Below are 23,438 nucleotides of genomic sequence, written 5' to 3'. Positions count from 1 at the left end.
AATTGTACCTGATACACGGCGCAAGCGTCACGTTCGCCTGTCACCCGGATTGCATGCAAAAACGCCCCGATCTGTCGACCGAGGCGTTTTCGAGGTTTAAAACACAGGTCAATCGCCTGTCATCAACCGGCTCTTCGCAGCAGCCAGACACCCGCCAGCGCACAGACCCCGGCCGGCACCAGCACCGCAAACAGCGGGGAGAAACCGAACACCAGGCTCGACGGGCCGAGCAAATCCTGGACGATACGGAAGGTGAAGCCCACCAGCACGCCGGTAAACACCCGCTGACCGAGGGTTACCGAGCGCAGCGGACCGAAAATGAAGGAGATCGCCATCAGCACCAGTGCTGCGGTCACCAGCGGCTGCAACACCTTGACCCAAAATGCCAGCCAGTAGCGGCCGTTGCTCAGGCCCTGCTCGGACAGATAGTGGATGTAGCCCCACAAACCACTGATCGACAGCGATTCCGGCGCCATGACCACGGTGCTGAGCAATTGCGGGCTCAACGCCACGTCCCATTGCTCGCTCGGGGTATTGACGACTTCGGTGCTGCGCTCATGGAACAGCGTGGTGGCAACGTCGGTGAGTTGCCACTTATTGCCGTCGAACTCGGCCTTCTTGGCGAAACTCGAACTCAGCAGGTGACGCTCTTTGTCGAAGTGATAACGGGTCACGCCATACAGCAGGCCGTTGGGTTGCACGGCGTTGATGTGGATGAACTCTTCACCCTGACGGTGCCACATACCGTGCTTGGCGCTTTGCGCGTCGCCGCTGCCTTGCGCCAGCGAGCGATTGGCCTGGGCCATGCTTTCGGTCGCCGGCGCGACGTATTCGCCGATCAGCACACCGGCCAGCATCAGCACCAGCATTGGCTTCATTACAGCCCACACGATACGGCCGATGGACACGCCAGCGGCGCGCATGACGGTCAGTTCACTGCTACTGGCCAGACTGCCAAGGCCGATCAGGCAACCGATCAACGCCGCCATCGGCAGCATTTCGTAGAGACGGCGTGGCGCGGTCAGCAACACGAAGCTGAGGACATCGACGAGGGTGTAGGTATCGCTGACGTCGCCCATCTCATCGATGAAGGCAAACAAGGTCGCCAGACCGAGAATGATTGCCAGCACGGCGATGATCGCCATGAACACGCTGCTGCCGATGTAGCGGTCGAGTTTAACCACGGGTCACCTCCAGCGCTGCAGCGCGACGGCTGGCCATCTTCAGACGCAGCGGCTCCCAATAGAGCAAACCGAGACCGATGAACAGGAAGATCGCATGCACCCACCACAGGCCCAGGGCTGGCGGGATCTTGCCTTTTTCAAGGGCGCCGCGGGCGGCAATCAGAATGGTCAGGTAAGCCATATAAAGAAGAATCGCCGGCAGCAGCTTGAGGAAACGCCCTTGGCGCGGATTGACTCGCGACAGCGGCACCGCCATCAGGGTCACGATAAACACCAGCAGCGGCAGGGACACACGCCATTGCAGTTCGGTTTTGGAGCGGATGTCATCGCTGCCCAGCAGAGACGAGGTCGGCATGGCGTCGCGATCGGTGACTTCTTCGCTGACGTCCGGCTTGGGCAGCAGTACACCGTAGGTTTCGTAGTGAATGGCGCGGTAATCGGCCTGACCCGGGCTGCCGTCGTAGCGGTAGCCGTTATCGAGGATCAGATAGCGGTTGCCGTCGGGGCGCACTTCCTGGCGACCGCTTTCGGCCACCAGCACGGAAATCCCGCGATCCTTTTGATCGGCACCGAGGTTCTTCTGCGAAATGAATACGCTGCCCAGATTGACGCGATCGTCGCTCAGGGTCTCGGTATAGGTGACCCGAGTGCCATCACGCAGGGCCTGAAAGCGACCCGGCTCGAGGGTGTCGAATTCGGTCAGGGCGTCTTGCTTGTTCAGCAGCAACTGGAATTGATTGGCGCCTTGCGGGGCCAGGCCCAGGCTCAGCCATGCCACCACCAGTGCCACCAGCGTCGCCGGGAACAGCGTCATGCGAAACAGCTTCTGCTGACTCATGCCAGTGGCCGAGAGCACGGTCATCTCGCTTTCCAGATACAGGCGACCGTAGGCCAGCAGGATCCCGAGGAACAGGCCCAGCGGCAGAATCAGCTGCATGAAACCCGGCAGGCGATAGCCCATGATCAGGAACAACGAGCCCGGATCGAGCTGGCCGGCAGCGGCCTGAGCCAGATATTTGATGAAGCGACCACTCATGATGATAACCAGCAGCACAGCACTCACGGCGCTGAGGGTCAACAGGACTTCGCGGGACAGATAACGGAAGACGATCAAACCAGACACTCCAGGGTTGTCAGGCTAAGGCGGCCAAACAAGCAAACACATCGACCGGCCCGCAACGCAGAGCCGTCGAAAAAAGATGCGGCATTATCCTGTGATTGAGGGCGCCTGTCACTGCGCACACTCATCCATGTCTGTAATCCTTTGCAGATCGTACAACCTAGGGGGCTTTCTCAATTAGTTTTCACACCGCGCCGGGTTGTGCCTTAAAGCCGGCCAGTCTGCGTTGCAGGCCTTGGAAAGGGAACAACCATTCCCAGCGGCCTGCGCCTTGCCTGGCTGGCTTTAAGGCGACAACGCGGTGTGAAAACTAATTGAGAACGCCCCCTAGGGTTGTCAGGCGCGGGGAGCGGGGTTCAAACTGCGGCCCTTGTCGCAGGCTTTGGCCTGCGCCTCTTCTCTCTATAAGCAGGCGACTGCGGACACCGTCGAACGCCTGCGTGTTGACCATTCATTCAGGGATCCGGACATGGAACTGGTTGTAAAAAGCGTTAGCCCAGAAACGTTGAAAACCGCCACCCTGGTGGTTGCCGTCGGCGAAGGCCGCAAACTCGGTGTCGCCGCCAAACAGGTCGACGAACTGAGCGGTGGCGCGATCAGCGCCGTCCTCAAGCGTGGCGATCTGGCTGGTAAAGTCGGTCAAAGCCTGCTGCTGCACAGCCTGCCGAACCTGAAAGCCGAGCGCGTGTTGCTGGTCGGCGTGGGCAAGGATGAGGAACTGGGCGACCGTCCATTCCGTAAAATCGTTGCCGGCATCCTTAACACCCTGAAAGGTCTGGGCGGCAGCGACGCCGTGTTGGCACTGGATGAAATCATTGTCAAAAACCGCGACAGCTACGGCAAAACCCGTCTGCTGGCAGAAACCCTGGTGGATGGCGAATACACCTTCGACCAGTTCAAGAGCCAGAAAGCCGAACCGCGCGCCCTGAAGAAAATCACCCTGCTGACCATCAAGGCTGCTCAGGCCGAAGTGCAGCGCGCGGTGAATCACGCTACCGCGATCGCCAACGGCATGGCATTCACCCGCGACCTGGGCAACCTGCCGCCGAACATCTGCCACCCGACCTTCCTTGGTGAACAAGCGAAGAATCTGGGCAAAGAGTTCAAGGATCTGAAAGTCGAAGTCCTCGACGAGAAGAAGATCAAAGCCCTGGGCATGGGCTCGTTCTACGCCGTGGGTCAGGGCAGCGAGCAACCGCCGCGCCTGATCGTCATGCAATACAACGGCGGCAAGAAATCCGAGAAGCCGTACGCACTGGTCGGTAAAGGCATCACCTTCGACACCGGCGGCATCAGCCTGAAACCGGGTGCCGGCATGGACGAAATGAAGTACGACATGGGCGGCGCAGCCTCCGTGTTCGGTACCCTGCGTGCCGTGCTTGAACTGAAACTGCCAATCAACCTGGTGTGCATCCTCGCTTGCGCGGAAAACATGCCGAGCGGCAACGCGACCCGTCCGGGCGACATCGTCACCACCATGAGCGGCCAGACCGTGGAAATCCTCAACACCGACGCCGAAGGCCGTCTGGTGCTGTGCGATGCGCTGACCTACTCCGAGCGCTTCAAGCCACAAGCCGTGATCGACATCGCCACCCTGACCGGCGCTTGCGTCGTGGCACTGGGCGCACACACCTCGGGCCTGCTGGGCAACAACGACGAACTGATCGGCCAACTGTTGAGCGCTGGCCAGACTGCCGACGACCGCGCCTGGCAATTGCCGCTGTTCGACGAATACCAGGAGCAACTGGACAGCCCGTTCGCCGACATCGCCAACATTGGCGGGCCGAAAGCCGGCACCATCACTGCTGCGTGCTTCCTGTCGCGTTTCACCAAGAACCTCAACTGGGCGCACCTGGACATCGCCGGCACCGCATGGACCAGCGGCGGCAAGGACAAAGGCGCAACCGGTCGTCCGGTGCCTCTGTTGACCCAGTATCTGCTGGATCGCGCCAAAGCCTGAACCCGCTGACAAGCGGCGTCACATTCCGGTGACGCCGCTTGCTGCTCTGGAACCGCAATGACCAAAGTCGACTTCTATATCCTGCCCAGCGCTGACCCTTCGGCGCGCCTGGACTTTGCCTGCAAGCTCACCGAGAAAGCCTGGCGCATGGGCCACCGCATCTACCTGCATTGCAGCGATGCCGCTCAGCGCGACGATCTCGATGCGCGCTTGTGGGCATTCAAGGGCGAAACCTTCGTGCCGCATGGCCCGACTGACAGCGAACCGGACGGTTTGATTGTGTTGGGATTGGGTGATGACTGCGGTCAGCACCAGGATTTGCTGGTCAACCTCGACCTGAAAGTCCCGGCCTTCGCCAGCAAATTCGCCCGTGTGGCGGAAGTGGTGGTGGAAGATCCGACAATTCGGGCGGCCGCGCGGGAGAGTTTCCGTTTCTACCGCGAACAGGGCTATCCTCTGCAAGACCACCGTTTACAGCGACTCTGAGCATTCCAATGGACACTCCGAAACCGCAACAAAAGTCCGCGCACCTGTTGGATGATCTTGAATCGATCCGCCAGTTGCTCGGCGATGACAACCTGCAACCACCGCTGTTGACCGACACGGTCGACGATGGCGAGCAGGAACAGATTCCGATGCTGTTTGACTCTGTCGGCGCCGAACCGGCCGCAGTCGCAGTCGAACCGCAACCCGCTCCAACTCCGGCGCCGGCCGCGCAACCTGCGCCCCCCGCGAATAAAGGCCCGGACCCCCTGCTCCACTTGGACAGCGAACTGCGCGCCGCCGCGCAATTGATCATGCAAGACGTGATCGACGACTTCGCACCGCACATCGAAACCGAAATCAAACGCCGGCTCGATGCACGCATGGAACGGCTGCTCAGCCAATACGAATAACCCCCCACCCCCTGTGGGAGCCAGCCTGCTGGCGATAGCAGCACCTCGGTTTTCCTGAAAAACCGCAGCGCCTGCATCGCGAGCAGGCTCACTCCTACATTTAGATCCCCGCCAGGCCTCCCCCGCTCGCCCTCGGCCCCATGCCCCGCTATACTCGTCGGCTTTTCCTGAATTAATGCCAATAGGGTCCCGCCGCGCATGGATAAGACCTACCAGCCGCACGCCATTGAAACTTCCTGGTACAACACCTGGGAGTCCGAGAACTACTTCGCCCCGCAAGGCGCGGGCGACTCCTACACCATCATGATCCCGCCGCCGAACGTCACCGGCAGCCTGCACATGGGTCACGGTTTCAACAACGCGATCATGGACGCCCTGATCCGTTTCCGCCGCATGCAGGGTCGCAATACCCTGTGGCAGCCGGGCACCGACCACGCTGGCATCGCTACGCAAATGCTGGTGGAGCGTCAACTGGAAGCCACCGGCCAGAATCGTCACGATCTGGGCCGCGAGAAATTCCTCGAGAAGGTCTGGGAGTGGAAGGATCAATCCGGCGGCAACATCAGCCGTCAGATCCGCCGCCTCGGCTCGTCCGTGGACTGGAGCCGCGAGCGCTTCACCATGGACGACGGTCTCTCGGAAGCGGTCAAAGAAGCCTTCGTGCGTCTGCACGAAGACGGCCTGATCTACCGCGGCAAGCGTCTGGTCAACTGGGACACCAAACTGCACACGGCGATTTCCGACCTCGAAGTGGAAAACCACGACGAGAAAGGTTTCCTGTGGAACCTGAAGTACCCGCTGGCCGACGGCGTAAAAACCGCTGAAGGCAACGACTTCCTGATCGTAGCGACCACCCGTCCGGAAACCATGCTCGGCGACTCCGCCGTTGCGGTGAACCCGAACGATGAGCGCTACCAAGCCCTGATCGGCAAATTCGTCGAGCTGCCACTGGTTGGCCGCCGCATCCCGATCATCGCCGACGATTACTGCGATCCTGAATTCGGCACCGGCTGCGTGAAAATCACCCCGGCCCACGATTTCAACGACTACGAAGTCGGCAAGCGCCACAACCTGCCGCTGCTGAACATCTTCGACAAGAACGCCAACGTGCTGCCAGCCGCCCAGGTGTTCAACCTCGACGGTACGCTGAACGACAGCATCGATGGCGCGATTCCGGCTGAATACGCCGGCCTTGAGCGTTTCGAAGCGCGCAAGCAAATCGTAGCTGCGTTCGATGCCGCCGGCCTGCTGGTCAGCGTCAACGACCACGGCCTGAAAGTGCCGAAAGGCGACCGCTCCGGCACCATCATCGAGCCGTGGCTGACCGACCAGTGGTACGTGTCGACCAAACCGCTGGCCGAGCCTGCGATTGCTGCCGTTGAAGACGGCCGTATCCAGTTCGTGCCGAAGCAGTACGAAAACATGTACTTCTCGTGGATGCGCGACATCCAGGACTGGTGCATCAGCCGTCAGCTGTGGTGGGGCCACCGGATTCCGGCCTGGTACGACGAGTCTGGCAAGGTCTACGTCGGTCGTGACGAAGCCGAAGTGCGTGCCAAGCACAACCTCGGCCCGGACGTGGCGCTGCAACAGGACAACGACGTCCTCGACACCTGGTTCAGTTCTGGCCTGTGGACCTTTTCCACTCTGGGCTGGCCTGAGCAGACCGAATTCCTGAAGAAATTCCACTCCACCGACGTACTGGTGACGGGCTTCGACATCATTTTCTTCTGGGTTGCCCGGATGATCATGCTGACCATGCACCTGATCAAGAACGAGGACGGCACACCGCAGGTGCCGTTCAAGACCGTTTACGTGCACGGTCTGGTGCGCGATGGCCAGGGCCAGAAGATGTCCAAGTCCAAGGGCAACGTTCTGGATCCGCTGGACATCATCGACGGTATCGAGCTGGAAGAACTGGTGCAGAAGCGCACCTCCGGCATGATGCAGCCGAAACTGGCGAAGAAGATCGAGAAGCAGACCCGCGACGAGTTCGCCGATGGCATCGCCAGCTACGGCACCGACGCCCTGCGCTTCACCTTCTGCTCGCTGGCCTCGACCGGTCGCGACATCAAGTTCGACATGGGCCGCGTCGAAGGCTATCGCAACTTCTGCAACAAGATCTGGAACGCCGCGCGTTATGTTCTGGACAAGGGCGAAGACTGCGGCCAGAACGGCGAAGCCTACGAGCTGTCGCTGGCGGATCGCTGGATCATCTCGCAACTGCAACGCACTGAAGCCGAAGTGACCCGTCAGCTGGATCAATTCCGTTTCGACCTGGCAGCACAAGCGCTGTACGAGTTCATCTGGAACCAGTACTGCGACTGGTACCTGGAGCTGTCCAAGCCTGTGCTGTGGGACGAGAACGCGCCGGTTGAACGTCAGCGCGGTACTCGCCGTACGCTGGTTCGCGTACTGGAAGTGGCGTTGCGTCTGGCGCACCCGTTCATGCCGTTCATCACTGAAGAAATCTGGCAGCGCATCGCGCCGCTGGCCGGCATTCAGGGCAAGACGATCATGCTGCAAGCGTGGCCAGTGGCCAACGAAGAGCGCATCGATCCAGCTGCCGAAGACGACATCGAATGGCTCAAGGAACTGATGCTCGGCACGCGTAACATCCGTGGCGAAATGAACATCGGCCCGGGCAAGCCACTGCCGATCTACCTGAAGAACGTCAGCGCTGAAGATCAGCGCCGTCTGACCGAGAACGAAGCGCTGCTGAAGAAGCTCGCGCGTCTGGAATCGATCACTGTTCTGCAGGCCGGCGAAGAAGCGCCGCTGTCCGCCACCGCGCTGGTGGGCGAGATGGAAGTGCTGGTACCAATGGCCGGACTGATCGACAAGGGCGCTGAACTGGCGCGTCTGGACAAGGAAATCCTGCGTTTGCAGGGCGAAGTCCAGCGCGTCGGCGGCAAACTGTCCAACGCTGGTTTCGTCGACAAGGCCCCGGCCGAAGTCATCGAGAAGGAACGCGCCAAACTGGCCGAGGCTGAACAAGCCTTGGGCAAACTGGCCGAGCAGCACGCGCGGATTGCCAGCCTGTAAGGGCAAATCGCAATGAAAAAGGGAGGCCGCATGGGCCTCCCTTTTTTATGACCGGTTTATTACTCCTGGCAGGGTTCACCGCTCGGTAGCTTGAGTGCGATAGCGACGAATGACGGTGGTGAAGTACCGATTTCAGAAGAACCTCGCTCTACGACATAACTCACAAGCAGCGACCCACTCCCATTGGCTTGGTCAAGTATTGGTTTGATCCATTTATCGTACGGTTCAACGTTGAATCGTAGTTTCTGCGTGCTCTGCGTTAAGGTCTGGGCGAAAGTGGCTTTCGTTCCTGCTATGGGCCCCGTACCGTTGAGACCTGAACAGGCTTGGGATGTCAGGGTAATTACGTCGCCCACCACCAGCTCCGGATGAGTTTCGACATTAACCAGAATGCCCTTTAAGGGACTCGGGTTACTTCCGCAACTGATAATTCCTGACGGGGCACTTGGAAAGGTCGCTTCACTTAGTTGAATCATCTCAATCACTCCCTGAAGAATCTCCGGCTGGAGAAGACGTCGCCAGTAAAGCCGTATTCGACAAATGCGCCTACTGTCATATATGACAGGTTTCCAAGACCGATTTGGAATCGGTAGTTGCGATGTTTATACCTTTTTCACTCGATTACTCGGGTACCGTATAGATGTGGGACAATACCCGCCACTTTCAGCCATACCCGAATCGATCACGCCCATGAACGCCCCCCGCACACCCAAACCTGCGCGCAAGAAGCCTGACTCCGCGACCCCGGCCAAGACCGTCGAGCCGCGTGAAAAGGCCAGCCTGCACCCGCGCAATCGCCATCAGGGTCGTTACGACTTCCCGGCGCTGATCAAAACCACGCCGGAACTGGCGAAGTTCGTGATCACCAACCCGTACGGCAAGGAAAGCATCGACTTCGCCAGCCCCGATGCGGTGCGCGTTTTCAACCGGGCGCTGCTCAAGTCGTTCTATGGCATCCAGCATTGGGACATCCCGGCAGACTACCTCTGCCCGCCAGTTCCGGGCCGTGCCGATTACGTGCACTTCCTCGCCGATTTGCTGGCGAGCATGAACGACGGCAAGGTCCCGCGCGGCGCTATCGTCAACGTGCTGGACATCGGCATGGGCGCCAACTGCGTGTATCCGCTGATCGGTAACAGCGAATACCGCTGGCACTTCCTCGGCTCGGAGATTGATCCGACTGCTGTGGCGGCCGCCAGAGCCATCGTTCAGTCCAACGACCTGAACAAAGTCATCCAGCTGCGTCAGCAGGAAAACCGCAAGCACATCCTGATTGGCTTGCTGGAGCCAGGCGAGCGCTTTGACCTGACCATGTGCAACCCGCCGTTCCACGCGTCGATGGACGAAGCTACCAAGGGCAGCGAGCGCAAATGGCGCGCACTGGGCAAGGCTGACCCGAAACGCAAACTGCCGGTGCTGAACTTCGGCGGTCAGTCGGCGGAGTTGTGGTGTGAAGGCGGTGAAGCGCGTTTCGTGACGCAACTGATCGCCGAGAGCGCCAACTTCCAGCATAAAGTGTTGTGGTTCAGCACGCTGGTCTCGAAAGCTTCGAACTTGCCGGCCATCGAAACCGCACTGAAAAAAGCCGGGGTGCTGGAAAGCCAGGTCGTCGAGATGTCTCAGGGCCAGAAGCAGAGCCGCTTTGTGGCCTGGACCTTCCAGACCAAGTCCGAGCAGCAGATCTGGCGCCGCGAGCGCTGGGTTCGCTGACACACAACAGATCCACCTGTGGGAGCGAGCCTGCTCGCGAAGGCGGTGTGTCAGTTAGCTTCAATATCGACTGACCCACCGCTTTCGCGAGCAGGCTCGCTCCCACATTGGTTTCAGTGGGCAGCGCCAAATCGCAGGCACAAAAAAACCGTGCCCGGATCACTCCGGTGCACGGTTTTTTATTGCTGCGTCTTACTTGTTCACAGCGTCGGTCAGGCCTTTGGCCACAACCAGCTTGATCACTTTCTTAGCAGGGATTTCGATGGCAGCGCCAGTCGAAGGGTTACGGCCAGTGCGGGCAGGACGCTCGGTCACTTTCAGCTTGCCGATACCTGGCAAGGTGATTTCGCCGCCGTTTTCCAGCTGATCGGCAACGATTTGGCCCAGTTGGTCCAGAGCGTTACGCGCGGTGGTTTTCGGCGCGTCGATAGCTTCAGCGATGTCGGCGATCAGTTGGTCTTTAGTAAGAGCCATGTAGTGTTCCTTCCCTATCAAATTCATATGGATTGCAGAGTGCAGTGTCAGCCATCGAGCCCGATCTTCTGGATCTGGCACCCTCGGCGATAACCACGACGAGTCGGGTTATAGATACCGAAATCAGGGTTTGGTTCGACCTGACAAATGCTGATTGCACGCTTAACGCAGTGACTTCGCGTAAGACCGGGCAAAACTAGCACAGAGACGGGGAAATATCCGCCTCTAGCTACCCATTTGGTCAGCTTTATTGCGCTAAATCGGTAAAAAACTGCATATGCGTCAGTGCGCGCCCCGGTTTTGCCCTACAACCCGCGCCAAAACCAGTGGTTGCGGTACACTTAGCGCTTTTTCGGGGGAGCCAGCCCTCCTCCCTTCCTACAGCCGAGAAGCCCATGCCGATCCGTCATTGCATCGTCCACCTGATCGACAAAAAACCCGACGGCACGCCCGCAGTTCTGCACGCCCGTGACACGGAACTGGCCGAGTCTGCAGCCATCGAGAACATGCTCGCCGACCTCAACGAGAGCTATAACGCCAAACAGGGCAAAGCCTGGGGCCTGTTCCATCCGGAGTCCGGCGCGTTCCCGTTCAGCGGCTGGCTGAAGGAATACATGGAAGGCAGCAAGGACTTCACCGCGTTCAGCAAAGTCGCGGTCGAGCACCTGCAGAAGCTGATGGAAGAGTCGAACCTGTCGGTTGGCGGTCACGTGTTGTTCGCCCACTATCAGCAAGGCATGACCGATTACCTGGCCATCGCCCTGCTGCACCACAGCGAAGGCGTGGCAGTGACCGATGAGCTGGACGTGACCCCTTCGCGTCACCTCGACCTCGGCCAATTACACCTGGCGGCGCGGATCAACGTTTCCGAGTGGCAGAACAACAAGCAGTCCAAGCAATACATCTCGTTCATCAAAGGCAAGAACGGCAAAAAGGTCTCCGAGTACTTCCGCGACTTCATCGGTTGCCAGGAAGGCGTCGACGGCCCGGGCGAGACCCGCACGCTGCTCAAGGCGTTCAGCGACTTCGTCGAAAGCGAAGACCTGCCGGAAGACTCCGCCCGCGAGAAGACCAAGACCCTGGTCGATTACGCCAGCAGCCAGGCCAAACTCGGCGAACCGATGGGCCTGGAAGAGCTCTCGGAGCTGATCGACGAAGAGCGTCCGAAAGCCTTTTACGATCACATCCGCAACAAGGATTACGGCTTGTCGCCGGAGATTCCTGCGGACAAACGCACCCTGAATCAATTCCGCCGCTTCACCGGCCGCGCCGAAGGCCTGTCGATCAGCTTTGAAGCGCACCTGCTGGGCTCGAAGATCGAATACGACGAAGAGGCTGGCACCTTGGTGATCAAGGGCCTGCCAACGTCGCTCACCGATCAGTTGAAGCGCCGCAACTGATGCTCGGCAATGTGCTGAAGAAGGTTGCACTGGTTCTGCTGGTGGTGGTCGTCTATCAGAACTGGGGCAAGATCGAGCGGCTGTTCAACCCGTCGCAAATGGTTGCAGAGCAGACGCGCGCACAGGCCAGCGTCGTGCTCTACGCCACTGACTGGTGCGGCTACTGCAAGCAGACCAAACGCTTTCTCGACAGCAAAGGGATTGCGTTCAAGGAGTTCGATATCGAGAAGGATGCCGAGGCGCGCAAGGCGTATGAGGCATTGGGTGGACGCGGGATTCCGTTGATCGACGTGAATGGCACGTTGATTCGCGGTTTTGACCCGGACGAAATCCTCGCCGCCCTGAAATAACCTGTAGGAGTGAGCCTGCTCGCGATAGCGGTGTGTCAGTCGATAAATCCGCCATTGACACACCGCTATCGCGAGCAGGCTCACTCCTACAAAGTTTTGCATCAGACTTGAGAGATCAGCGGGCTTCGATGCGGAAGCCGAATCGCGGGAAGTGCACATGCACCACGCCGCCACGCTCGTCTTCGCGACGAATGATCAGCTCTTCACTGCCGGCAAACAGCAACTCACCCACCACCGGATCAACCCCGTAATCCGTCGCCGAGACTGCCACCTGCTGGCCAGCCTTGAAGCCGTTCGGATCAACAAACTGCTCATCCGGCAATGCCGCCGGTGTAGCGTTGCGTGCGACCTCAAGCGCCTCTTCCGACGTCATCGCACTCGCCGCGCCATGACCAAAGCCTAGCACTCGACTCAGCCACGCCGAAACCGCCGGATACTCATCCACCAGCGGCGCCGTCACATGCGTCGCCTTGAGGAACCACAGCGGATGCGCCAATGCGAAGTCAGCAATCGACGGCTCGCCAAACAGGAAGTCGCCTTGCTCGCGCTGTAACTGCTGCTCCAGACGCGCCATGATCGTCGGCCACTGATGCTTGGCTTGTTCGGCGGACAGACGTGTGGCACTGCCACCCGAGAACAAACCGGCGCGGTCGGCGATAAAAGCTTTGATCGCTTCCGGCGGTAACTTGGCGAAGCGCACGGCGACCGATTCCGGCTGAAACACCAGACTCACCGCATGCTGGAACACTACCGAGTCAGCCCAAGTGGCGAAACTGGCGGTGGTGAACTCCTGACCTTCGGGGAAGAACGCTGGCAAAGCCTTCTCTTGCTCGAGACGACGAGCGATCAACGACGTGTCGCAGTAGATATCAGCGCCAATCTGCAACACCGGCGTCTTGCGATAGCCACCGGTCAGGGCGGTCAGATCCGGTTTCGGCATCACCGGCGAGATATGCACCGAGCGCCACGACAAGCCTTTGAAGCCCAGCAGCAGACGGGCCTTCTCGGCAAATGGGGAGGTCGGGTAATGATGCAGAATCAACTCGGACATGCTCGGCTCCGCCGCTCAGATAGTGAGCCCGCAGCTTAGCGTGCATTTGCTTAGCAGCCTACAGATCTGCCTGATGGGAACTGATCAGTCAGATTGATAAGAGTGCTGCAGTGATCGCGTCATCCAGATATGGCGTTAACGCACTGTCCGACTGATAAAGTCATGGAACTCTTCGGTAATTACACGCAATTTTCCACATCCGTTTAAAGACACTCAGTGTTACGCGCAAAGGCCCACAAATTCTTGCGCCACTGCCTACGCGTGCGCCAGAATCCGCCGGCTTGTGCGCCTTGGACTTGCTGCGTAATTTGGGACGGTCACTGATTCGCAGTGATCGAGCTTAGCGGCTCGGCTAGTCACCACGGTTGCACATGTCTATCCAGTCAGGCATTCGCCTGCACTTGATGGTGGCTGTGCGCATGGCACCCTCGGGTGCGCCGGGTTTAGGTGACTACCGGTCCGCTAACTTGCGCATAGCCGCCACCCTTTCGCTTAGCGGCTTAAGGATTGCGGCCTCAAAGAGGTTAGTCACCATGTTCAAAGTAACGCCAAACCCGCCGGTAATAGACCCGGCAACCATCACCAATCCGACGTCCCCCTACGAATCCCTCGATTCGAAAAAACTCAACGAAGCCGCCGAACGCGCACTCAACCATTACCTAGGGCCACCCACCGCCCAGATCATGGCCACGCCCTACCAACCCAACCGCCTCTACATGGCCAACCCACAATCCGGCACCGAACCGTTGCTGGTCGATGCGTGCGAAACCCTGGGATCCGCCAGCGTGATGCTCAACGACTTTGCAGCAGTGCTTGAAGGTCCCCACCGCAAAACCCTGCAAGGCATTGCCCAAGTCGTCATGGTGGCGGAAATGGCAGTCAATCAGGTGCTGGATAAGTTAGTGCCGACTGAGTAGTGATACGTAGTGGCGAGAGCACCGATCTCGCCACTACCTTAATGACCCTAGCTGTTCGAACAAATCACGCTGCTTCTCACGTGGAAGGCTTCGCAAGCGGTCGAACAGCAGGCGGTCAACTGCTTGAGACGAAGGGCTCAACGTATGCGAGAACGTCAAGTTTGCGACCCACGTGTGACCGCAAACGACAGAACTGCACTGACAATAAAGCCGAACAAACTCCAAAGAGAGTTCATCACGAGAGACAACCCTTCCTTTCTCTCCACACGATTTACAAACCACTCGCATAGGCGTCCCTTAATCATACTTATCTCAACATGCCTACTCAGCAGGCTTATTATCTTATTTCTTTTTACCAACCGAATTATAGCAGATCAATCTAAAAAACTGTCAGACATGACAGTTAACTATTATCGAGAAAACATACAAAATCGCATTGCAAGCATGATTATTTGAACAACCATCTGCAACCCACCACTAACTTCAAAAAGGAAAACCAAAAATGTATGATTTATATAACACTCTTATAATAGCCGAACGTTCCGGCCTTACCGCCAATATAGTCTTCGTAGGCGAGGAAGTGCATAAACAATATAAAGTTAGGTATTATGATAACAGAACCCAAACTGTGGAACTCGCCGCCTACCAGCATGACAGCTCTCCCGCCCTGTACGTCGAAGTACAACTCGACAGCATATTGATAGTAGACCTTGGAGTTATTGATAATGCTGATGTTTTCTACAATCGCTCTCTCGATGAAGAATTTAAAAAGAATGACCGTTGAGGTCTAAATTCATTACTAATTACTCGCCGTGCCCCCTCCATCCGACAGCTTTATCCTTCCTCAAATTAGTATTAATCTGCATGAACAGGTGACCGATTGGCCGAATCTCGTTGTTAGTGTAGACTCGGTCAATCTTTTCAATGCCCTCAAATCCCGCCGCGTTTTCCGGCATCACTCCCGCCAGCGCCGGGTTCATCCTCCATGCTGCAATCACGTCATTACGGGTTATGTTCTTGATGCGCTCGAACTCATCCTTTGTGGCAATGTCCCCAATCGGAATAATTTGAATAGCCTTGTCGCTTCCCCCGGGAATGTTGACGAAAAGCGAACGAAAGTTTCCCACTCCCTTACTGCCAGCAATTTTCGCCTGCAGTGTTTTCTCGTCCTCTTCCGTCAAATTCGGATCATTGGTGTAAAACACAAACCCCGCATGCGCACCGTTGTTGAAATACCGACGACGAAACAGCGTCGCCGACTCATTGAGCAGCAACGCATGCATCCCGCCCAAGTAGTCCGGCACCCCGTAGATGTTCTGTTCCACGTCGTAATCCATGACGTGCTCAACCTCCTCTTCGTCGAAATGCAACTGCTTACCATCAGGCAGCAACATTACAAAGCCGCCCCCCACTTTGCGCCGCATGTTCAACGCGGGCAGGTGCCTGAGTTCCAGCACCTGCCCCAGTACATTGCGCTTGCGCTGAAAGTACCCTTCGCCAAACACCATAAAATCCAGCGCTGCACGGCCCATGGTTTGCGCGCTGCACCCGGCCGATGGAATGAAGTCACGCAGCAACAGGTTGCGCTTGAAGCGCGGGATAGTGCCGTGATGCGCATTGGCCCTCAGCAACTTGGCCAGCCCCGTGCGCGACACGGGCGACGTGTAAATTTGCCCGTCGTCGCTGGCGAACACGCCCAGGTATTCGCCCATGTGCCCGGCCAGTACCGAATCCGACTCGCCGAAGATGAACGTCCGCACCTTGCGTGCGGTTGATTGCACTGCTGATGCCCGCAGGGTTTGTAGCGTGGGTTCGCTCATGAGTGCCTTCGAGGGTTGACCAGCGATTGCGCCGCTTCCTGTTGACGTTAAGGGATTCGTTGGTCAGCGCATGCATCACCGCTCACGCGATATCGGTATGGCCAGTAGCGTCGGCGCGGGAAACGCTATAAGTGATCTGGCCGCTGTTCGTCGCGGCGCGCTTGATGGTCAGGAATGCCGCGGCGATATCATTCCAACCCGCATCCCACTCAATGCGCCGAACCTGAATCGTGTCCTGAGCCTTTAGCACCCAACATGTTTTTGGTCTCCAGGCTGTAATGGATCGGCGTGGCTCGTGGATATAAATCGCGCACCAAATCGAACACGCCGCGACCCACACCGGTGACATCGCTGCCGATGTACTGATCGTTGAAACGCTTGCAGATTCCTGAACCTTCGCGGCCTGGCACGTAAACGAATGCCAGCGTCAGGTACGACAGGCCAGACTGAAGAGAACCAATCAGTCAGATTGATAAGACGCGACCAGGCATTCCTTGGCGCTCTTTCTGAGTTTTTTGATCAAGCGTTCCTGGCGCAGTGCATCGCTCTTGTCGCGGCACAGTTCGGTATAAACCAGCGCCATCGCCGGGCTGGAGAGGAAGAACCGTGCGCCTTTGCCACTTTGATGCTTGGCGAAACGGCGCACCGGGTCATCGCTGATCCCGCAGTACAACGAGCCATTGGCGGCGCGAACGAGGTAGACGAACCAGGACTTGCTCACGGGTTCGGCGACGTCGACAGATTTTTCGCTAAGGCTGGTCACTTCGGGATCAAGACGTGTAGGAAACAGGCCGCGATCTTATCAGCGACCGGCCTGAAATGCCTTCAGTCCCTTCAATGCCTGGGCGCGCACGGCGTTGCGCACCAGCGGTGTCCAGCCCAGCAGCAGGCCTTTGAAACCCAGTGCCTGACGCGACCAGCGCCACAGATCGAAGTGATCGTGGTGTTCGCAGATCTTGCCGTCACGGAAGACGAAGCGGGCCTGGATATCGTTGATGACGATGTTGCCGGTCTGGCTGAACAGGTAGGTCGCGACCCAATGTGCGCCACCGCTGCGCTCATCGGCGCGGACGTTGTCGAAGGTCAGCGAGAAGTCTTTGGCGCGGGTGGTGAGCATGCGCCACATGTCGCCGGCATCGCGCCCGCGCAGTTCGCCGAAGGCCGGATCACTGAACACGACGTCGTCGGTGTAGCAGGCGGCCATGGCTTCGGCATCGAGGCGCTGGAAGGCCTGGTAGAAGCGGGTGATCAACGCGGCGTGGGCTTCGCTCATGGGCAAACTCCAAAATAGGTACAGAGTGCCAGCACGATAATCTGCAATGCGCAGAAACACTATCGGCATTCGTAAACCGAATACCCGCTGTACACAAAACCCATGTAGGAGTGAGCCTGCTCGCGATAGCGGTGTGTCAGTCAGCGCAACGTTGACTGGTATAAAGCTATCGCGAGCAGGCTCACTCCTACAGTTTGAACCGCGTCAGATCTTCTCGCTTTGCACTTGCACGTACAGCGCACGCCCGGCGCCGAGGCCGGCGATGATCGCGCCAGTGCCAATGATGCCGAAGATCCAGCCCACGGCATTCCAGCCGCCGGTCCAGTCATGCACCACGCCGACCGCAAACGGCCCCATCGACGCCAACGTGTAACCGAAACCCTGAGACATGCTCGACAGATTCGCCGCAACATGCGAATCACGCGAACGCAGCACAATCAACGTCAGCGCCAGACTGAACGTACCGCCCTGCCCCAGCCCCAACAGAATCGCCCAGCCCCACAGGCCTTCGATCGGCGCGTACAGGCACCCGAACAGCCCGCCAAGAGTCAGCGCCATGACCACGACGATCGCCAGACGCTGATCCTTGCCGCGCGTCGCCAGCCACGGCGCAGCCAACGAACTGGCGAGCTGGATGATCACCGAACCGGACAACACCAGGCCGGCCTGGGTCGGCGTCAGGCCGCGACCAATCAGGATCGATGGCAACCAGCCGAACACGATGTAGGCCAGCGACGATTGCAGGCCCATGTACAAAGTCACCTGCCAGGCCAGCGGATCACGCAGCAGCCCGCGCACACGGTAGGCGACGTTGTGCGCGCCATGTTTCTGCCCGACTTGCGGCAGCCAGAACACTGCCGCGACCAGCGCCGGAATCACCCAGAAACCCAGGCCCATCGCCCAACTGTGACCGAAATGTTCACTCAGCGGCACGCTGGAACCCGCCGCCATCGCCGCGCCCAGACACAGCGCCATGGTGTACACGCCGGTCATGGTGCCGGCGTGTTTGGCGAAGTCGCGCTTGACGATGCCCGGCAGCAAAACTCCGATGATGCCGATACTCGCGCCGCCCAATACGCTGCCAGCGAACAGGCCGATCTCGCCGAAGTTGCTGCGCAAGATAATCCCGCCGGCCAGTGTCAGTAGAATTCCCAACACCACCCGTTCAGCGCCAAAACGCCGCGCCAGAATCGGTGCCAGTGGGGCGAACAATCCCAGGCACAGCACTGGCAGTGTGGTCAGCAAACCGGCCTGAGCCGCCGACAAACCGAGGCTTTTCGACACATCACTGAGCAGCGGCGCCATGCTCGACAGCGCCGGACGCAAATTCAGCGCGACCAGAATCAAGCCGAGCAGCAACAACCACGGCCGGCGCACCAGCGGGTGGCTTTGTTGCACTTGCTCGTCGTCAGCCTCGGCGTCGATCAGCAGCTCTTCAAGCTCTGCCGTGCGCTTTGGGGTTGTGGATAGCTCACTGCGGGACATGGATTTCTCGGTTTCAAGGTTCATTGATCAACTGCCTCGACAAAGCTTTGGCCCGTTCCGGGTCGCGTTGCTCGACCGCATCGAGTAACTCGATATGCAAGTCGAACACTTCCTGACGGCGCGGGACGATATTCAGGGTCTGGCGCAATTGCGCACCGACGATGCTGGAGAAATAGCGATAAAGCTCGCTGAGGGTCGGGTTGTGCGCGGCATCGACCAGACGACGGTGGAACACCAGATCGCAGGCGATATAGGTGTCGAGATCGCCGTGGTAGTGGCTGCCGCTGGTGCCGAGCGCTTCACGCAATGCGACGAGGTCCTCGTCGGTACGGCGCAACGCCGCCAGGCCGATGGCCTCGACTTCGAGGATGTGCCGGGTTTCCCGCGCCTGATCGAGCGAGCAGCGCGACAAGGCCTTGAGCGTATCGAGCGGATCGACCACGGCGCGCAAGTAACTGCCATCGCCCTGGCGAATCTCGATCAGTCCGGAAAACGCCAACACGCGCATGGCTTCGCGCACGGTGTTGCGGCTGATACCCAGCTCGGCGCACAGCTCGGGTTCGGTCGGCAGACGCTCGCCGACCTTCCAGGCACCGCTGTTGATGCGCTGGCGGAGTTGATCCAGAGCCTGATCGACCAGGGATCGCTTAACGAGTGGAGAAATGTCTGACATAGGATTTTCCCTTTCATCCAATCATAGGATGAATTTTCTGACATGTTAGTCAGACCCGTGTAGGACGGCAACCATCTAGGGTCAATCGGAGACACATGGAGCGGGATTTTCGATTGGTCAAAATTACCCTTTAAGGGTAATTTCAGGGACAGGGTTTTGGTTTCTTATGGAAAAGAACACACCCCATTATGAGCTGGCGGTGATCAAGGCTGAGGTGAGGCGGTTAGGTCGAAAAGCTTTCACCAAAGCTTCGGTTAAATCAGCTGAGAAACTCGGCTTCAACCTCAGCGAAATGCTAGAGATCGTTTTCGAGCTACAAACCAGGATGTTGTACAAATCGATGACGACTTATGACGATCATCGAATCTGGCAAGACGTGTATCACATCAATTCACGAGATCAGGAGATTTACATCAAGGTGACCTATCGCCCCGGCGGCAGCCCACCGGTAATCTCCTTCAAGGAGAAAAACCCATGAAAACCCAGCAATGTGTCAGCTGCGGTGCACGTGAGGGAATGAGGCATTTCCAGGGTCGCGGAGAAACCCTGAGTGTCAAAGGCATGGAGCGCCGTGTAGACGATCTATCTGGTTGGGAGTGCCAGAAGTGCGGTGAAGTGGAATGGGATTTCGACACCGATAGTGCTGAGCGTTATTGTGATGCCGGTGATGAGTTGGTTCTCGCTGGCAGACAAATGATCGGCGCCGAGATGAAACGAATTCGACGCAAATTGCACCTGACGCAGAAAGAGACAGTGCAACTGCTCTCTGGTGGCGGGCATAACGCATTCTCTCGCTACGAACGGGGCGAGTTACTTCCCCCAAAAGCATTGGTGCTGCTGATGCGCTTATTGGATCGTCATCCCTACATGCTCGTCGATATCCAGACCTTGGCTGAAGGCGCAGACCTGCGAGGTTTCACGCACACAGTGCACAAGGAACACGAAACCCTTACCGTTTCCTGACCCACAAAAAAACAAACCCGGCACAAGGCCGGGTTTGTTTTACTCACAAACCATCAATGCAATATCTGACTCAAGAACAACTTCGTCCGCTCATTCTGCGGATTATCGAAGAAGTCATTCGGCGCCGCTTGCTCAACGATTTCACCTTTATCCATGAAGATCACACGGTTGGCCACGGTGCGGGCAAAGCCCATTTCGTGAGTCACGCAGAGCATGGTCATGCCGTCTTCAGCCAGGCCGATCATGGTGTCGAGCACCTCTTTCACCATCTCCGGATCGAGCGCTGAAGTCGGTTCATCGAACAGCATGATTTTCGGTTTCATGCACAGCGCGCGAGCAATCGCCACACGCTGTTGCTGACCACCGGACAGCTGCCCCGGAAACTTGTGCGCCTGCTCCGGAATGCGTACGCGCTCCAGGTAATGCATGGCGATTTCCTCAGCCTTGCGCTTGGGCATCTTGCGCACCCACATCGGCGCCAGGGTGCAGTTCTGCAAAATGGTCAGGTGCGGAAACAGGTTGAAATGCTGGAACACCATGCCGACTTCACGGCGGATCGCTTCGATCTGCTTGAGGTCGTTGGTCAGTTCCACGCCGTCGACGACGATGCGGCCCTGCTGGTGTTCTTCCAGACGATTGAGGCAACGAATCGTCGTCGACTTACCGGACCCCGACGGCCCGCACAGGACGATACGCTCGCCTTGTTTGACGTTGAGGTTGATGTCTTTGAGCACGTGGAACTGGCCGTACCACTTGTTGACGCCCTGCATTTGAATAATGCCTTCAGGACCTACAGGCTTTTTGATTGCTTCACTCATTTACAGAACTCCTAACGCTTGTGGCCAGTGTCGAGCTTGCGTTCCAGATGCATGGAATAGCGCGACATACCAAAACAGAAAATCCAGAACACCAGGGCGGCGAACACGTAGCCTTCGGTGGCCATGCCCAGCCATTTCGGATCGGCAGCGGCTTGTTTGACGCTGTTGAGCAGGTCAAACAGGCCGATGATGATCACCAGGCTGGTGTCCTTGAACAGCGCAATGAAGGTGTTGACGATGCCCGGGATCACCAGCTTCAGGGCTTGCGGCAAGATCACCAAGCCCATCGAACGCCAGTAACCGAGGCCCATCGCCGCGGCCGCTTCGTACTGACCTTTAGGGATCGCTTGCAGACCGCCACGTACCACTTCGGCCACATAGGCCGACTGGAACAGGATCACGCCGATCAGTGCCCGCAGCAGTTTGTCGAAGTTCATGCCTTCAGGCAGGAACAGCGGCAGCATCACCGAGGACATGAACAGCACAGTGATCAACGGCACGCCGCGCCAGAACTCGATGAAGGTCACGCAGACCACACGAATCGCCGGCATGTTCGAACGACGGCCCAGCGCCAGCACAATCCCCAGCGGCAACGCACCGGCGATACCGACAGTGGCGATAACCAGGGTCAGCATCAGGCCGCCCCACTGGCTGGTCGCCACATTGCTCAGACCAAAACCGCCGTGCAGCAAGGTGAAGGCAATGATCGGATACAGCACCAGAAAGCTCAGCCCGTAGATCGCTTTACGCGGAACACGCGAGATGAACAATGGCGCCGCGCCGATCACCGCCAGCCACACGGTCAGGTCGACGCGCCAGCGCAGCTCCGTCGGGTAGTAGCCGTACATGAACTGGCCAAAACGCTGCTGAATGAACACCCAGCAGGCGCCCTCCTTGGTGCAGTCGGCGCGAGTGGTGCCGACCCAGTTGGCATCGACAATCGCCCAACTGAGGATCGGTGGCACCACCAGGTAGATCAGGTAGAACGCAAACAGGGTCAGCAGGGTGTTGAGCCAGCTGGAGAACATGTTCGCGCGCATCCACGCCACTACGCCGATGCTGCTGTTCGGTGGGGGCATGTCGGGTTTGAAAGTATGAGTACTCATGCGCTTTTCCTTACCGCTCGATCAGCGCAATGCGCTTGTTGTACCAGTTCATCAGCAGAGAGATGCTGATACTGATCGCCAGGTACACGCTCATCGTGATGGCAATCACTTCGATGGCTTGACCGGTCTGGTTGAGCACGGTGCCGGCGAACAGCGACACCATTTCCGGGTAACCGATACCGGCCGCCAGCGAGGAGTTCTTCGCCAGATTGAGGTATTGGCTGGTCAGGGGCGGAATGATCACGCGCAGGGCTTGCGGAATGATCACCTTGCGCAGGGTCGGGCCGTTGCGCAGGCCGAGCGAGCGCGCCGCTTCGGTCTGGCCATGGCTGACCGACTTGATCCCGGAACGCACGATCTCAGCGATGAACGCCGCGGTGTACACGGTCAGGGCCAGGGTCAAGGCGAGCAGTTCCGGGATCAGCACCCAGCCGCCGACAAAGTTGAAGCCTTGCAGCTTCGGCATTTCCCAATGCAACGGGGCACCGAAGATCAGTGCGCACAAGGTCGGGATCACCAGCAGAATCGCCAGACCGACCCAGAACTTGTGGAACGGCACGCCGGTTTCTTCAAAGCGCTTGTTGGCCCAGCGGCACATCAGCACGATGCCGACGATGGCCACCACGATGCTGATCACGAACGCCCAGAAACCATCAGCGGCCAACGCGGCCGGCATGTTCAGGCCACGGCTGCTGACGAAGAAGGTGTCACCGAAGTTATGGCTGTTGCGCGGTCCCGGCATGGTCAGGAATACCGCGAAGTACCAGAACAGGATTTGCAGCAGCGGCGGAATGTTGCGGAACACTTCCACATACACGGTCGCCAGTTTGCTGATGATCCAGTTCTGCGACAGCCGTGCCACACCGATGATGAAACCGAGGATCGTCGCTAGAACCACGCCGATCACGGTCACCAACAGGGTGTTGAGCAGACCGATAACAAAGACGCGGGCATAGCTGTCCGCTTCGGTGTAGTCGATCAGGTGTTGAGCGATGCCGAATCCGGCACTGCGCTCCAGAAAGCCGAAACCGGAAGTAATGCCCCGGTGCTGAAGGTTGGTTTGCGTGTTGTCGAACAAGTACCAGCCCAGCGAGACCACCGCCACAACGGTGATGATCTGGAATAGCCACGCACGCACTCGTGGATCGCTGAGGCTGAGCCTCTGCTTTGGTGCGCCGATTGAATTTTGCATG

25 protein-coding genes are annotated in these 23,438 nt (G+C 58.3%); 11 read left to right on the top strand and 14 right to left on the bottom strand.

The window, feature by feature from the left end; all coding sequences use genetic code 11:
• Positions 1–122 precede the first annotated feature (122 nt).
• Positions 123–1,184, bottom strand: coding sequence for an LPS export ABC transporter permease LptG (gene lptG / locus HU754_RS06465; RefSeq protein ID WP_093436914.1), 1,062 nt, complete (start codon positions 1,182–1,184; stop codon positions 123–125).
• A complete protein-coding gene (gene lptF / locus HU754_RS06460; protein WP_186625606.1) occupies positions 1,177–2,298 on the bottom strand; it encodes an LPS export ABC transporter permease LptF in 1,122 nt (373 codons plus the stop codon). Before lptF ends, lptG begins: the two co-directional genes overlap by 8 nt.
• Before the next feature lie 475 nt (positions 2,299–2,773).
• On the opposite strand from lptF, the gene HU754_RS06455 reads away from it, so the two are divergent.
• The 5 genes from HU754_RS06455 (at position 2,774) to rlmF (ending at position 9,915) form a co-directional block, all read left to right on the top strand.
• Positions 2,774–4,264: a leucyl aminopeptidase gene (locus HU754_RS06455; RefSeq protein ID WP_186625604.1), complete on the top strand. Its 1,491-nt coding sequence runs from the start codon at positions 2,774–2,776 to the stop codon at positions 4,262–4,264.
• Positions 4,265–4,321: 57 nt separating this feature from the next.
• Positions 4,322–4,750, top strand: coding sequence for a DNA polymerase III subunit chi (locus HU754_RS06450; protein WP_186625602.1), 429 nt, complete (start codon positions 4,322–4,324; stop codon positions 4,748–4,750).
• Between the two features lie 8 nt (positions 4,751–4,758).
• The gene (locus HU754_RS06445; protein WP_186625600.1) at positions 4,759–5,160 is read left to right on the top strand and encodes a DNA polymerase III subunit chi; all 402 of its coding nucleotides are present in this window, start codon (positions 4,759–4,761) and stop codon (positions 5,158–5,160) included.
• 198 nt (positions 5,161–5,358) lie between these two features.
• The gene (locus HU754_RS06440; protein ID WP_186625393.1) at positions 5,359–8,205 is read left to right on the top strand and encodes a valine--tRNA ligase; all 2,847 of its coding nucleotides are present in this window, start codon (positions 5,359–5,361) and stop codon (positions 8,203–8,205) included.
• Positions 8,206–8,895: 690 nt separating this feature from the next.
• The gene (rlmF, locus tag HU754_RS06435; RefSeq protein ID WP_095119373.1) at positions 8,896–9,915 is read left to right on the top strand and encodes a 23S rRNA (adenine(1618)-N(6))-methyltransferase RlmF; all 1,020 of its coding nucleotides are present in this window, start codon (positions 8,896–8,898) and stop codon (positions 9,913–9,915) included.
• A 192-nt stretch (positions 9,916–10,107) separates the two neighbouring features.
• Here rlmF and HU754_RS06430 read toward each other — a convergent pair whose 3' ends face one another.
• The gene (locus HU754_RS06430; protein WP_003221909.1) at positions 10,108–10,389 is read right to left on the bottom strand and encodes an HU family DNA-binding protein; all 282 of its coding nucleotides are present in this window, start codon (positions 10,387–10,389) and stop codon (positions 10,108–10,110) included.
• Positions 10,390–10,784: 395 nt separating this feature from the next.
• Here HU754_RS06430 and yejK point away from each other — a divergent pair, with 395 nt between their 5' ends.
• The gene (yejK, locus tag HU754_RS06425; RefSeq protein WP_095050956.1) at positions 10,785–11,789 is read left to right on the top strand and encodes a nucleoid-associated protein YejK; all 1,005 of its coding nucleotides are present in this window, start codon (positions 10,785–10,787) and stop codon (positions 11,787–11,789) included.
• On the top strand, positions 11,789–12,139 hold the full coding sequence (locus HU754_RS06420) for a glutaredoxin family protein (protein WP_186625387.1): 351 nt from the start codon (positions 11,789–11,791) through the stop codon (positions 12,137–12,139). The genes yejK and HU754_RS06420 overlap by 1 nt, the downstream gene beginning before the upstream one ends.
• 115 nt (positions 12,140–12,254) lie before the next feature.
• Here HU754_RS06420 and HU754_RS06415 read toward each other — a convergent pair whose 3' ends face one another.
• Entirely contained in the window at positions 12,255–13,190 is a 936-nt protein-coding gene (locus HU754_RS06415) for a glutathione S-transferase family protein (protein ID WP_099758067.1), read from the bottom strand.
• Positions 13,191–13,723: 533 nt separating this feature from the next.
• Here HU754_RS06415 and HU754_RS06410 point away from each other — a divergent pair.
• The gene (locus tag HU754_RS06410) at positions 13,724–14,107 is read left to right on the top strand and encodes a DUF6124 family protein (protein ID WP_186625385.1); all 384 of its coding nucleotides are present in this window, start codon (positions 13,724–13,726) and stop codon (positions 14,105–14,107) included.
• A gap of 33 nt (positions 14,108–14,140) precedes the next feature.
• Here HU754_RS06410 and HU754_RS06405 read toward each other — a convergent pair whose 3' ends face one another.
• On the bottom strand, positions 14,141–14,395 hold the full coding sequence (locus tag HU754_RS06405; RefSeq protein ID WP_186625383.1) for an ogr/Delta-like zinc finger family protein: 255 nt from the start codon (positions 14,393–14,395) through the stop codon (positions 14,141–14,143).
• 214 nt (positions 14,396–14,609) lie between these two features.
• On the opposite strand from HU754_RS06405, the gene HU754_RS06400 reads away from it, so the two are divergent.
• Positions 14,610–14,891: a hypothetical protein gene (locus HU754_RS06400; protein ID WP_186625375.1), complete on the top strand. Its 282-nt coding sequence runs from the start codon at positions 14,610–14,612 to the stop codon at positions 14,889–14,891.
• 19 nt (positions 14,892–14,910) lie between these two features.
• Here the strand turns inward: HU754_RS06400 and HU754_RS06395 are convergent, their stop codons facing one another.
• The 6 genes from HU754_RS06395 to HU754_RS06370 form a co-directional block, all read right to left on the bottom strand.
• Positions 14,911–15,819, bottom strand: a complete 909-nt coding sequence (locus HU754_RS06395; RefSeq protein ID WP_225919991.1) for a phage portal protein — start codon at positions 15,817–15,819, stop codon at positions 14,911–14,913.
• Positions 15,820–16,136: 317 nt separating this feature from the next.
• Entirely contained in the window at positions 16,137–16,337 is a 201-nt protein-coding gene (locus HU754_RS06390; RefSeq protein ID WP_186625371.1) for a hypothetical protein, read from the bottom strand.
• Positions 16,338–16,387: 50 nt separating this feature from the next.
• Positions 16,388–16,690 (bottom strand): GIY-YIG nuclease family protein, encoded by a 303-nt coding sequence (locus HU754_RS06385; RefSeq protein WP_008083651.1) that lies wholly within the window; start codon positions 16,688–16,690, stop codon positions 16,388–16,390.
• Positions 16,691–16,729: 39 nt separating this feature from the next.
• The gene (locus tag HU754_RS06380) at positions 16,730–17,200 is read right to left on the bottom strand and encodes a nuclear transport factor 2 family protein (RefSeq protein ID WP_077571232.1); all 471 of its coding nucleotides are present in this window, start codon (positions 17,198–17,200) and stop codon (positions 16,730–16,732) included.
• A 204-nt stretch (positions 17,201–17,404) separates the two neighbouring features.
• A complete protein-coding gene (locus HU754_RS06375) occupies positions 17,405–18,709 on the bottom strand; it encodes a CynX/NimT family MFS transporter (protein ID WP_093436962.1) in 1,305 nt (434 codons plus the stop codon).
• Entirely contained in the window at positions 18,699–19,358 is a 660-nt protein-coding gene (locus HU754_RS06370) for a FadR/GntR family transcriptional regulator (RefSeq protein WP_186625370.1), read from the bottom strand. The genes HU754_RS06375 and HU754_RS06370 overlap by 11 nt, the downstream gene beginning before the upstream one ends.
• 166 nt (positions 19,359–19,524) lie before the next feature.
• Between HU754_RS06370 and HU754_RS06365 the strand changes: the two genes are divergently transcribed.
• Positions 19,525–19,836: a type II toxin-antitoxin system MqsR family toxin gene (locus HU754_RS06365; RefSeq protein WP_186625368.1), complete on the top strand. Its 312-nt coding sequence runs from the start codon at positions 19,525–19,527 to the stop codon at positions 19,834–19,836.
• Positions 19,833–20,321, top strand: a complete 489-nt coding sequence (locus HU754_RS06360; RefSeq protein WP_034154577.1) for a type II toxin-antitoxin system MqsA family antitoxin — start codon at positions 19,833–19,835, stop codon at positions 20,319–20,321. The genes HU754_RS06365 and HU754_RS06360 overlap by 4 nt, the downstream gene beginning before the upstream one ends.
• Positions 20,322–20,374: 53 nt before the next feature.
• Here the strand turns inward: HU754_RS06360 and HU754_RS06355 are convergent, their stop codons facing one another.
• Genes HU754_RS06355 through HU754_RS06345 form a run of 3 tightly spaced genes read right to left on the bottom strand, consistent with a single transcriptional unit; the run spans position 20,375 to position 23,437 of the window.
• Positions 20,375–21,139 carry an amino acid ABC transporter ATP-binding protein gene (locus tag HU754_RS06355; protein WP_008080191.1) on the bottom strand — a complete coding sequence of 255 codons (765 nt, stop codon included), beginning with the start codon at positions 21,137–21,139 and terminating at the stop codon, positions 20,375–20,377.
• A gap of 11 nt (positions 21,140–21,150) precedes the next feature.
• Positions 21,151–22,245, bottom strand: a complete 1,095-nt coding sequence (locus tag HU754_RS06350) for an amino acid ABC transporter permease (protein ID WP_093436977.1) — start codon at positions 22,243–22,245, stop codon at positions 21,151–21,153.
• 10 nt (positions 22,246–22,255) lie between these two features.
• On the bottom strand, positions 22,256–23,437 hold the full coding sequence (locus HU754_RS06345; RefSeq protein WP_093436981.1) for an amino acid ABC transporter permease: 1,182 nt from the start codon (positions 23,435–23,437) through the stop codon (positions 22,256–22,258).
• Position 23,438 lies beyond the last annotated feature (1 nt).

The sequence above is a fragment of the Pseudomonas zeae genome (genome assembly GCF_014268485.2).
In the GTDB taxonomy this organism is placed as follows: domain Bacteria; phylum Pseudomonadota; class Gammaproteobacteria; order Pseudomonadales; family Pseudomonadaceae; genus Aquipseudomonas; species Aquipseudomonas neuropathica.
The sequence above is the reverse complement of the archived record's forward strand: the minus strand, read 5'-3'. Positions and strand labels throughout refer to the sequence as shown.

What these genes read in the sequence shown, in the direction of transcription:
- HU754_RS06455 (WP_186625604.1), top strand. Translation starts at nt 2,774, where the DNA reads ATGGAACTGGTTGTAAAAAGCGTTAGCCCAGAAACGTTGAAAACCGCC.
- HU754_RS06450 (WP_186625602.1), top strand. Translation starts at nt 4,322, where the DNA reads ATGACCAAAGTCGACTTCTATATCCTGCCCAGCGCTGACCCTTCGGCG.
- HU754_RS06445 (WP_186625600.1), top strand. Translation starts at nt 4,759, where the DNA reads ATGGACACTCCGAAACCGCAACAAAAGTCCGCGCACCTGTTGGATGAT.
- HU754_RS06440 (WP_186625393.1), top strand. Translation starts at nt 5,359, where the DNA reads ATGGATAAGACCTACCAGCCGCACGCCATTGAAACTTCCTGGTACAAC.
- rlmF (WP_095119373.1), top strand. Translation starts at nt 8,896, where the DNA reads ATGAACGCCCCCCGCACACCCAAACCTGCGCGCAAGAAGCCTGACTCC.
- HU754_RS06430 (WP_003221909.1), bottom strand. Translation starts at nt 10,389, where the DNA reads ATGGCTCTTACTAAAGACCAACTGATCGCCGACATCGCTGAAGCTATC.
- yejK (WP_095050956.1), top strand. Translation starts at nt 10,785, where the DNA reads ATGCCGATCCGTCATTGCATCGTCCACCTGATCGACAAAAAACCCGAC.
- HU754_RS06420 (WP_186625387.1), top strand. Translation starts at nt 11,789, where the DNA reads ATGCTCGGCAATGTGCTGAAGAAGGTTGCACTGGTTCTGCTGGTGGTG.
- HU754_RS06415 (WP_099758067.1), bottom strand. Translation starts at nt 13,190, where the DNA reads ATGTCCGAGTTGATTCTGCATCATTACCCGACCTCCCCATTTGCCGAG.
- HU754_RS06410 (WP_186625385.1), top strand. Translation starts at nt 13,724, where the DNA reads ATGTTCAAAGTAACGCCAAACCCGCCGGTAATAGACCCGGCAACCATC.
- HU754_RS06405 (WP_186625383.1), bottom strand. Translation starts at nt 14,395, where the DNA reads ATGCGAGTGGTTTGTAAATCGTGTGGAGAGAAAGGAAGGGTTGTCTCT.
- HU754_RS06400 (WP_186625375.1), top strand. Translation starts at nt 14,610, where the DNA reads ATGTATGATTTATATAACACTCTTATAATAGCCGAACGTTCCGGCCTT.
- HU754_RS06395 (WP_225919991.1), bottom strand. Translation starts at nt 15,819, where the DNA reads ATGGGCGAATACCTGGGCGTGTTCGCCAGCGACGACGGGCAAATTTAC.
- HU754_RS06380 (WP_077571232.1), bottom strand. Translation starts at nt 17,200, where the DNA reads ATGAGCGAAGCCCACGCCGCGTTGATCACCCGCTTCTACCAGGCCTTC.
- HU754_RS06375 (WP_093436962.1), bottom strand. Translation starts at nt 18,709, where the DNA reads ATGAACCTTGAAACCGAGAAATCCATGTCCCGCAGTGAGCTATCCACA.
- HU754_RS06370 (WP_186625370.1), bottom strand. Translation starts at nt 19,358, where the DNA reads ATGTCAGACATTTCTCCACTCGTTAAGCGATCCCTGGTCGATCAGGCT.
- HU754_RS06365 (WP_186625368.1), top strand. Translation starts at nt 19,525, where the DNA reads ATGGAAAAGAACACACCCCATTATGAGCTGGCGGTGATCAAGGCTGAG.
- HU754_RS06360 (WP_034154577.1), top strand. Translation starts at nt 19,833, where the DNA reads ATGAAAACCCAGCAATGTGTCAGCTGCGGTGCACGTGAGGGAATGAGG.
- HU754_RS06355 (WP_008080191.1), bottom strand. Translation starts at nt 21,139, where the DNA reads ATGAGTGAAGCAATCAAAAAGCCTGTAGGTCCTGAAGGCATTATTCAA.
- HU754_RS06350 (WP_093436977.1), bottom strand. Translation starts at nt 22,245, where the DNA reads ATGAGTACTCATACTTTCAAACCCGACATGCCCCCACCGAACAGCAGC.
- HU754_RS06345 (WP_093436981.1), bottom strand. Translation starts at nt 23,437, where the DNA reads ATGCAAAATTCAATCGGCGCACCAAAGCAGAGGCTCAGCCTCAGCGAT.